The following is a 9,123-nucleotide window of genomic DNA, read 5'->3' as shown; positions in this document are numbered from 1 at the left end:
GACTATACCTTGCGCAAAGCGCTCAATCCCAACCCGTTTAAACGTTATGGAGAACTCTCGGAGTTTCTTTATGACCTCAGGTATCCAAACCAACAGTTTCTTAGCGAAACCCGCCCACCACTGCTGGATCGTAACCCGTTACTGTTCTGGAAAAGTATCTCACTGATGCTCGCGGTAACGGTCGCTGTGCTTATGGTTCAAATCCACAATCTTACTCAATAGAACGATCATATAAGGAGTCATTATTATGATAAGTAGCCGTGAAGAAGTAACTGCGCTGATCCTTGCACAGAAAGTTGCCAAAGGCATCAAGTGGTGTGCTGTGGCTGAAGCCGTCGGTTTATCGAAAGAGTGGACAACTGCCGCATGCCTTGGGCAGATGGCTCTTGATAAAGAACAGGCCAGCAAAGTAGGTGAGATCTTTGAGTTAACTGACGAAGCGGTCGCCTGGCTGCAGATCGCGCCATATAAAGGTTCACTGCCGACAGCGGTGCCAACCGACCCTCTGATCTATCGCTGGTATGAGCTGGTCAATGTTTATGGCAGTACAATCAAAGAGTTAATTCATGAAGAGTTTGGTGATGGCATTATGAGTGCAATCGACTTCTCAATGGACATTCAGCGGGAACCCAATCCCAATGGGGACCGGGTGAATGTCGTTTTCTCGGGTAAGTTTTTACCTTACAAAACATACTGACAGTGACGCGCTGGATATAAAAAAACACCGCAGTGCGGTGTTTTTTTAGCGTCAGTATCTGGCTTAGCCGACAATGCCTACACCGTGGTCGACATAGTGGATGCTGCCGGAGGTGCCTTTTGACAGGTCGCTGAGGAAGAACATCGCCGCATCGCCAACCTCTTCAATAGTGGGCAGTTGATGGTCAACGGCTTTATGCTGGTTGTACTCCAGCATGGTGGCGAAATCTTTAATACCGCCCGCAGCCCGGGTTGCAATGGTGCCGGGAGATATGCAGTTGACGCGGATATGTTGTGGCCCCAGGTCCCGGGCCAGGTAGCGGGTTGCCGCTTCCAGTGCGGCTTTGGCGCAGCCCATGATGTTGTAATCCCCGGTGGTCAGGGCACTGCCCAGATAGGAGAAGTTGATCATCGAACCGCCATCTTTCATCAGCTCCTTGGCAAACGAAGCCATATGGATAAAGGAGTAGCAGGAGACATCCATTGCCTGGGCAAAACCTTCGCGGGAACACTCAGAAATGGGCGCATGCAGGTCTTCCAGCGGGCAAAATGCCAGCGAATGTACCAGGCCGTCGAGAGAGCCCCAGGCCTCTTCGATCGCTTTAAACAGATCAACCATCTGCTGTTCCTGAGTCACATCCAGAGGCATGATAATCGACGCTTGCAACTCTTCAGCCAGCGGGCGGACAAAGCGTTCAGCCTTGTCGTTCAGATAGGTAATTGCCAGTTCGGCACCCTGTTCGTGTAATTTTTTTGCAACGCCGTAAGCGATGCTCTTGTCGTTAGCAATTCCGACAATTAGTACTTTTTTCCCAGCCATCAATAAGTTAGACATCTTGGCTCACCCTTTTTAAAAAAATCAATAAGTTAGGTTATACGAGGCTGATTTCAGAATTATGAAAGGCTATTTTTATTAGTTAAATCTGTGTCGCTTCGAGAATTTGTGCTCTGCACAATTGCTAGGGTTATTATAACGACTAAAGTCTAAATATATAGGGGGAAATTCCCCTTAAAATGAGTAGCTGCCAGCGCCGTTAACGCTTTGACAGTTTATGGAGGGGCGCCGATCTGGCCGACCGCTCAGGCCAGACCGGCTGAGAGGGTATTAGTCACCCAGTGCGGTGCCCTCTCTACGGGGGTCTGCAGCGCTCGCCCATGAGCCATCACTCTGGCGGAAAAATCCATGTAATCCGCTGTTCTGATCCCGGATCTTAATCTCATGACCCAGCGCTTTGAGTGGTTCGGCAAAGCGTTCTGCAGTAGTGCCGGCTTCCAGTTCTGTAACACCATTGCGATTAACCACATGGGGACTGTTAAACGCCTGTTGCAGCGACATATCAGAGCTGAGTTTACGATAGAGGTTTTCAGCGACATAGCTGATGATCCGGCTGCCACCGGGGGAGCCCAGTGCAGCGACTAACTGATTATTTTCATTAAACACCATCACCGGAGACATCGAACTGCGCGGACGCTTGCCGGGTTGAACCCGGTTGGCAACTGGCTTGCCGTCAACCTCGGCCACAAAGGAGAAGTCGGTCAGCTGATTGTTCAGCAGGAACCCTCCCGCCATCAGGGTGGAGCCAAAGGCCATCTCGATGCTACTGGTCATCGATACGGCGTTACCCCAGCGGTCAAGAATGACAAAGTGGCTGGTGGAGGGCAGCTCAGGAGAGTGATCATCGGCACGGCTGATCTTGCTGGGTAACTCACCGGGAGCCGCTTTCCCCATATCGCGGAGAGGGCTGATGAGCTGGCTGCGCTGGCGGAGGTATTCGTCATCCAGCAGCTCATTCACCGGCACCGGGATGAAATCACTATCCGCCAGATAACGGGCACGATCAGCATACGCCAGTCGGCTGGCCTGACTGAACAGATGGTAGAAATCGACCGTATCCGCTGACAATGGTTGCGGTTCAGCAAACTCCATCATGCGCAGAATCTGCAGGGTTGTAACCCCCCCGGATGTGGGGGGCGGGAAGCCACACACCCGGTATTGTCTGAAGGGGTGGCAGACGGCCTGACGCGCAACGGCGTGATAGTTTTGCAGATCAGTTAACTGAAGTTTGCCGGGATTATCACTGGCCTGCTTTACGGCGGCGACAATTTTTGTCGCAAGCTCACCCTGATAGAGTGCTGCTGCACCCTCTTTGGCGATCAGTCGCAGCGAGTCGGCCAGTGCCGGATTTGTCAGTTGATGTCCCGCAGGCAATGGCTCTCCCTGGGGCGTGAAAAAGTAATCTTTGGCCTGGGGATAACGTCCCAGGCCGGGATTGATTCTGGTTGCTAACAGCTGATGTAATCGGGGAGTCACCATGAATCCTGACTCTGATGTAGCGATTGCATCACTGAACAGCGAAGCCCAGGGCCGCTTGCCATATTGTTTCTGGCTGAGTTCCAGCATTGCCAGCACGCCGGGCGTTCCGACTGAGCGTCCCCCAACCATCGCGTCCCACCAGTTCATGGGGGTGCCCTCAGAGGTCAGAAACAGATCTTCATCAGCGGCTGTCGGTGCGGTTTCCCGGCCATCGAAGGCCGTGAGCTGTTGCTGACTGTTATCCCAGTAAAGCATAAATGCGCCGCCGCCGATGCCCGATGATTGAGGCTCAACCAGCGTCAGCATCGCCTGAACTGCAACGGCTGCATCCGCAGCACTGCCGCCCTGTTGCAGCACGTTATAACCAGCCTGGGTGGCTAGCGGGTGGGCGGTAACAACCAGCTGATGTCGGGCTGAAAGGGTTGTCTGTGACGATCTTCCAGTGGCTGATTCGGGCGCTAAATCCTCGTTCACAGCAAACAGGAGCGTGGGAAGCAGGGCGAGTGTTAGTCCGATGACAGAGAGGGAAGGTATGCGCATGGCTGAGATCCTGAGATTCAATCGCTGATGAGCCGGTAATGGTGTACAGGTCATTAAAGCAGAAATCGATGCTAAAGTTGCACGAGGCGACGAAATTTATCTGGTGACGCAGATAACGCATATCTGAGCCTGCACTGTTGAATGATTCCAGAGAGGCGTCACTTGTCAGCCTCCATATCTCGAAATGGGTATGTCATGCCGTGTCTGTTGACAGTAGGCTATCTATACTGAAAGCAGTTAAAGATAGTGTGATCCGGGCCGATATTACGACGGACGGTGAATTGGAGAAAAACTCTTGTCTATAGCAGTGAAATCGATTTTCAGCGCGGATAAAGATCCGAGAGCGATCAGAATAGTGTTGCTGAATGACCATGAAGGCAAGGCTCTGGTGCTGCTGCCCGCCAACATGTTGCTAAATCTGGTGAGCATCTGGAAGCATTCAGGCCGGCACCTGCAACCGGTCAGAGGACGGGATGTGATTAAGTTTTTCAGCCAGGCGGCTTTGAAAACCGTCAGCGGACAGGAGAAATTGTTTCATCTGCCAGTGTTTCTCGATCAGTCGTTGAAGGATTTCGACCGCTTCAGCGTCGTTGAGTTCTATACCGGGCTGGCTTTTGAGGCGCATAAAGAGTGGTTCTCAGATAGCCTCTCTGCTTGTGTGCTGGGGATGACCCCGCAGATGATTGATAAGCATCAGCCGGAAGGTAGTGATGAGCAGGTTATCACCCGTGCGGTGGAACGCTTTACCACGCTGCGTATTCAGCAGCGCCTGGAAGACACTCTGGGTCTGCCTCCCTTAGCGCCTTCAATGAAACGTCTGATTGAATTGCGCTCCGATCTTTCTGCGGGAATTGATGATCTGGTGCCGTTAGTGCGGGGTGATGCCAGTCTGGCCGCTCAGGTGATGAGCTGGGCGGCGTCACCCTATTATGCGGCTCCGGGAGAGGTTCACTCTGTCGAGGATGCGGTGATTCGGGTGCTGGGCTTTGATCTGGTAGTCAATCTGGCGCTGGGTGTGGCTATGGGTAAAACCTTGAATGTGCCCGAAGATACCCCGCGTGATGGCGTGCCTTACTGGCAACAATCGGTGTACACCGCAGCGGCTGCTGAGCTGCTGTGCAAGAAGATACCCGCCGAGATCCGGCCCAAGCCCGGTCTGATTTACCTGGCCGGTTTGCTGCAGAACTTTGGCTATCTGGTGTTAGCGCACCTGTTCCCGCCCCACTTCTCGCTGCTGTCCCGCTATATTGAGGCTAATCCTCATATGGCGTTGGAGTTTGTTGAGAAGCAGGTGATGAATGTCACCCGTGAACAGATTGGTAGCTGGTTGCTGGATAACTGGGGGCTGCCCGCTGTGGTTGTTGAAGCGGTACGCTATCACAATGACCCTGGCTATGATGGTCTGGCCAGTGATGAAGCTAAGCTAATCCATTGTGTTAATAGGGCGCTACGTCTTCATGGTTTAGCGGATGGACCGGTGGAGGCCATTGATGAGACTCTCCTACAGCAGCTGAGGTTGAGCGAGGCCGATATTGAGGCTGCGTTAGCGACTGTGTTAGAAAGCCGGGGAGAGCTTGACGCGCTGGTTCATACGATCATGCACGCCCAGCATGCCCACAGTTAAGCTTGCAGTATAAACAAACAGAGAGTGTGGCAATGACCAGGCTGAGCTAACCACAGGGGGCTTCGCTCAGCCGTTCAGTGTCAGCTTGCTGTTTCGCTTTCCAGTTGCTCCAGCTCTTCGAGTTTTTCCATCCATTCAGACTCAATCGCTACCGCTTGCTGCTGCAGTTCGCCCTGTTGTTGTAGCAGCTGCTTGAGTTGTTCTCTGTTGCTTTCTTCGTAAAGGCTGCCATCCGCCAGCCGGGTTTCCAGCTGTTGCTGTTCCGTGGTGAGTTTGTCGAGCTTTGCTTCCAGCGTTTCAATCGCTTTGCGCAGCGGTCGCAGGGCATTACGGCGTTCAGCTTCAAGGCGTTTCTGCTCTTTTTTCTCGGCGGCACTGAGGGAGCGGCTCTCTTTCGGCTCTTCTTCTACCAGGTTTTGAGTGCGGCGTTGTGCTGCCAGCCATTGCTGGTAGTCATCCATATCGCCATCAAAAGGTGTCACCTTCCCATGCGCGACCAGCAAAAACTGATCGACCGTATTACGCAACAGGTGACGGTCGTGGGAGACCAGAATCAGTGCACCATCAAAATTTTGCAGCGCCAGTGTTAATGCGTGCCGAACTTCAAGGTCCAGATGGTTGGTTGGCTCATCCAGTAGCAGCAGGTTGGGGCGCTGCCAGGCGATCAGCGCCAGTGCTACCCGGGCTTTTTCACCACCGGAAAAGCGTTTTACCGGCTCTAGCGCCCGGTCACCATTAAAGTCAAAACTACCCAGATAGTTACGAATCTCCTGATCAGTGGCTTTCGGTGAGATCCGCTGGATATGCAGTGCAGGAGAGGCCTCCAGATCCAGGGCTTCAAGCTGATGCTGGGCAAAATAGCCGATCTTCAGGTGTTCACCCGCTTTATACAGGCCGTTTATCAGTGGCAGGTCGCGGGTCAGCGTTTTAATCAGGGTTGATTTACCCGCGCCGTTCGGCCCCAACAGGCCGATACGGTCGCCCGGTGACAGTGTCAGATTGTTAATCTCAAGCAGCGGCTGAGTATAACCCAACTGACACTTGTCCAGGCTCATCAGTGGGAAGGAGATCTTATCCGATGACTGAAAGGTAAAGCTGAACGGGCTATCGATGTGAGCGGGTGCAATCAGCTCCATCCGTTCCAGCTCTTTCACCCGGCTTTGCGCCTGCTTGGCTTTAGTCGCTTTAGCTTTAAAACGACGGACAAAGTTCTCAATCTCCGCAATTCTCACCTGCTGTTTTTCAAATTGTGACTGCTGCTGGGCCAGTCGTTCAGCCCGGCGCTTTTCAAAGTCACTATAGCCGCCTTTATACAGCTCGGTTTTCTGCTGGTACATGTGCACAATATGGGTGCTTACCGCATCGAGGAAGTCCCGGTCGTGGGAGATCAGCAACAGGGTGCCCTGATAGTTGCGCAGCCACTGTTCCAGCCAGATGGTTGCATCCAGATCAAGGTGGTTGGTGGGCTCATCGAGCAACAAAATATCGGACTGGCTCATCAGTGCCTGAGCCAGATTAAGGCGGATACGCCAGCCCCCCGAGAAAGTGTTTACCGGACGTTCGGCATCGGCGGTTGAAAAACTCAGCCCGTTCAGCAGTTGATGCGCGCGCGCCTCAGCACTATAGCCGTCAATCGCATCAAGCTGAGCGTGCAGCTCACCGATGCGGTGATGATTATCTGAGCGCTCTGCATCTGCCAGAGCCTGTTGCACGGCACGCAGGCGGTGATCGCCATCGAGAACATAGTCCAGGGCGCGCTGGGTACTGTCAGCAACCTCCTGAGCCATATGGGCGATGGTAAGGTTACCCGGCAGCTGCAGGTCGCCCTCATCGGGCTGCAACTGGCCAAGAATCAATTTAAAAAGGGACGATTTACCGACCCCATTGGCGCCGACAATGCCGACTTTCTGATTGGCGTGGATGGTTAACTGCGCTCTGTCTAGCAGGCGCAGGTGTCCTCGTTGTAAGCTAAGCTGGTTTAACTGAATCATGGCGGCGGATTTTATCACAGATGTCAGAAAATAATGCGTTTTGGAACTACGCTTTGCAGCTCTATTCTACACCGGAAACCGCAGAACTCTGCCTGCTGTTGCAAAACGATTATCAGCTGAGTGTAAACTATCTGCTGTTTGCTTTGTGGCTTGCCCACCAGGGTAAAGAACTGCCTGCCAGTCTGGATGATCAGCATGTCCGGCAGTGGCGGACTCGTATGCTGGAGCCACTGCGGCAGTTGCGTTATCAGCTGCGCCACTCCAAACAGTCGCCGCAAGAATATGAGTGTTATGAACAGTTGAAAAACGCTGAACTGGCCGCAGAAAGAGTAGAGTCTGGCTTGCTCTATGATCTGACGGAGCATTGTCCTGATGTTGTCCGGGATGCTGGGGCGGCCGTTGAAGTCATGGCTATCAAACAACTTGGCTATCTTAATCTGTGTTCTGTCGCCGGGGTCGAACCCTGTCTGACCGGTGATCTGCAGACACTTTTAAGGCAATTAAATAATAAAGCAACCGGGTGCGGTGGTAATTAGCTGAACTTTTCAGTCTAATGGTTTACTAACAGCAGATAACTGACCCCTTGGGATTAAAAAGGAATGATAATGAAGAAGACGCTGGTGGCCGTGGCCGTAGCAAGTATTGTGTTGGTGGGTTGTGGCCCTGACAAAGATGAGAAAGCCGTCGCAAAGGTTGAAAAGCCCTATACCCTGGAAACTGATCAGCAGAAACTGGGTTACAGCCTGGGGCTGATGCTGGGTGAGCGACTCAAAGCCGATGTGGCTGAACTGGATATCGATGCTCTGAAACGTGCTGTTGAGACCGTCTATTCTGGTGGTGAGCCGTTGCTGAAGCCGGATGAGGTTGAAGCGACAATGATGGCCTTCCAGAAGAAAAAAATGGAAGAGAAACAAGCGGAGTTCAACAAGCTGGCAGATGAAAATCTGAAGAAAGGCGAAGCCTTCCTGGCTGAAAATGGTAAGAAAGAGGGTGTTGTCACCACCGAATCTGGACTGCAGTATGAAGAGCTGACCGCCGGTGAAGGAGCCAGCCCTAAGCCTGAAGATACGGTGAAAGTACATTACCGTGGTTCGCTGATCAGTGGCACCGATTTTGACAGCTCTTATAGTCGCGGTGAGCCGGTATCTTTCCCTCTGAATGGTGTTATTCCGGGCTGGACTGAAGGGCTGCAGCTGATGAAGGTTGGCGGTAAGGCGCGCCTGGTACTGCCTGCTGCACTGGCCTACGGTCCTGGTGGCATGGGTGAGGCTATCGGTCCTAATGAGACCCTGGTGTTTGAGGTAGAACTGCTGGATATTAATCCTGCAGAGTGAAGCACTGAATAAGAGCGTCTAATAGAAAACCACCCAACGGGTGGTTTTTTTTGGTGCGACAATAATTTTCATGATCGAAAATGTTAGTAATTCTGACTTTTATTGATAGTTCATCTGTATTTTTATTACAACATTATTTATCTGCTGTCTGAAAAAGCGGGTGAAGCTGCGTAAAAGTAGCGGCTTTCTGTACAGTGGGGAAACTGTTGCTACACTAATAGACTGAAAGTTAACTATATGGATTAAAAGAATAAAGAAGTGGAATGCTCTTTGCTGTGTATTAAGAGCTATAAGAATGCTGCTGAATACAGCGTTGCTTTTGTTATTCATTAATTCGTTACAAAGAGGAAGCATCCAATGAAGAAAACCCTGATTTCTGCTGCCGTTCTGATGGTTGCAATGACAGGTACCGCAATGGCGGGTACTTTGGAAACTGTGAAGGAACGTGGCGCACTTCAGTGCGGTGTAACGAGTGGTGTTCCTGGCTTCTCAGTGCCTGATGATAAAGGTAACTGGAAAGGCCTGGATGTCGATGTATGCCGGGCCGTGGCAGCGGCTGTGCTGGGCGATGCGACTAAAGTTAAGTATATCCCGCTGAACGCGAAAGAGCGTTTTACTGCGCTG

Annotated in this window: 8 protein-coding genes and 1 pseudogene; 6 read left to right on the top strand and 3 right to left on the bottom strand. The window is 52.1% G+C overall.

Annotation, left to right across the window (positions count from 1 at the left end):
* Both ACQY8X_RS20115 and cynS read left to right on the top strand, forming a co-directional pair.
* A pseudogene (locus ACQY8X_RS20115) lies at window positions 1-222 on the top strand (bifunctional protein-serine/threonine kinase/phosphatase); the annotation flags it as partial.
* A 25-nt stretch (window positions 223-247) separates the two neighbouring features.
* On the top strand, window positions 248-697 hold the full coding sequence (gene cynS, locus ACQY8X_RS20110) for a cyanase (RefSeq protein WP_428036918.1): 450 nt from the start codon (window positions 248-250) through the stop codon (window positions 695-697).
* 63 nt (window positions 698-760) lie between these two features.
* Here cynS and fabI read toward each other — a convergent pair whose 3' ends face one another.
* Together fabI and ggt are read right to left on the bottom strand one after the other, a co-directional pair.
* Entirely contained in the window at window positions 761-1,531 is a 771-nt protein-coding gene (gene fabI / locus ACQY8X_RS20105; protein WP_428036917.1) for an enoyl-ACP reductase FabI, read from the bottom strand.
* A 270-nt stretch (window positions 1,532-1,801) separates the two neighbouring features.
* Window positions 1,802-3,550 carry a gamma-glutamyltransferase gene (gene ggt, locus ACQY8X_RS20100; RefSeq protein WP_428036916.1) on the bottom strand — a complete coding sequence of 583 codons (1,749 nt, stop codon included), beginning with the start codon at window positions 3,548-3,550 and terminating at the stop codon, window positions 1,802-1,804.
* A gap of 295 nt (window positions 3,551-3,845) precedes the next feature.
* On the opposite strand from ggt, the gene ACQY8X_RS20095 reads away from it, so the two are divergent.
* Window positions 3,846-5,174: an HDOD domain-containing protein gene (locus ACQY8X_RS20095; protein ID WP_428036915.1), complete on the top strand. Its 1,329-nt coding sequence runs from the start codon at window positions 3,846-3,848 to the stop codon at window positions 5,172-5,174.
* A gap of 80 nt (window positions 5,175-5,254) precedes the next feature.
* Here the strand turns inward: ACQY8X_RS20095 and ACQY8X_RS20090 are convergent, their stop codons facing one another.
* Window positions 5,255-7,165 carry an ATP-binding cassette domain-containing protein gene (locus ACQY8X_RS20090; protein ID WP_428036914.1) on the bottom strand — a complete coding sequence of 637 codons (1,911 nt, stop codon included), beginning with the start codon at window positions 7,163-7,165 and terminating at the stop codon, window positions 5,255-5,257.
* Window positions 7,166-7,185: 20 nt separating this feature from the next.
* Between ACQY8X_RS20090 and ACQY8X_RS20085 the strand changes: the two genes are divergently transcribed.
* From ACQY8X_RS20085 to ACQY8X_RS20075, 3 genes are all read left to right on the top strand, one after another.
* A complete protein-coding gene (locus tag ACQY8X_RS20085) occupies window positions 7,186-7,701 on the top strand; it encodes a TIGR02444 family protein (RefSeq protein WP_428036913.1) in 516 nt (171 codons plus the stop codon).
* Between the two features lie 69 nt (window positions 7,702-7,770).
* On the top strand, window positions 7,771-8,499 hold the full coding sequence (locus ACQY8X_RS20080; RefSeq protein WP_428036912.1) for an FKBP-type peptidyl-prolyl cis-trans isomerase: 729 nt from the start codon (window positions 7,771-7,773) through the stop codon (window positions 8,497-8,499).
* Window positions 8,500-8,856: 357 nt separating this feature from the next.
* Window positions 8,857-9,123, top strand: a 267-nt coding sequence (locus ACQY8X_RS20075) for a transporter substrate-binding domain-containing protein (protein ID WP_428036911.1), incomplete at its 3' end; no start/stop codon positions are given.

Source organism: Amphritea sp. (genome assembly GCF_050300915.1).
Classification (GTDB): Bacteria; Pseudomonadota; Gammaproteobacteria; order Pseudomonadales; family Balneatricaceae; genus Amphritea.
Note: the sequence above shows the minus strand (reverse complement) of the source record. Positions and strands in the feature narration are given on the sequence as shown.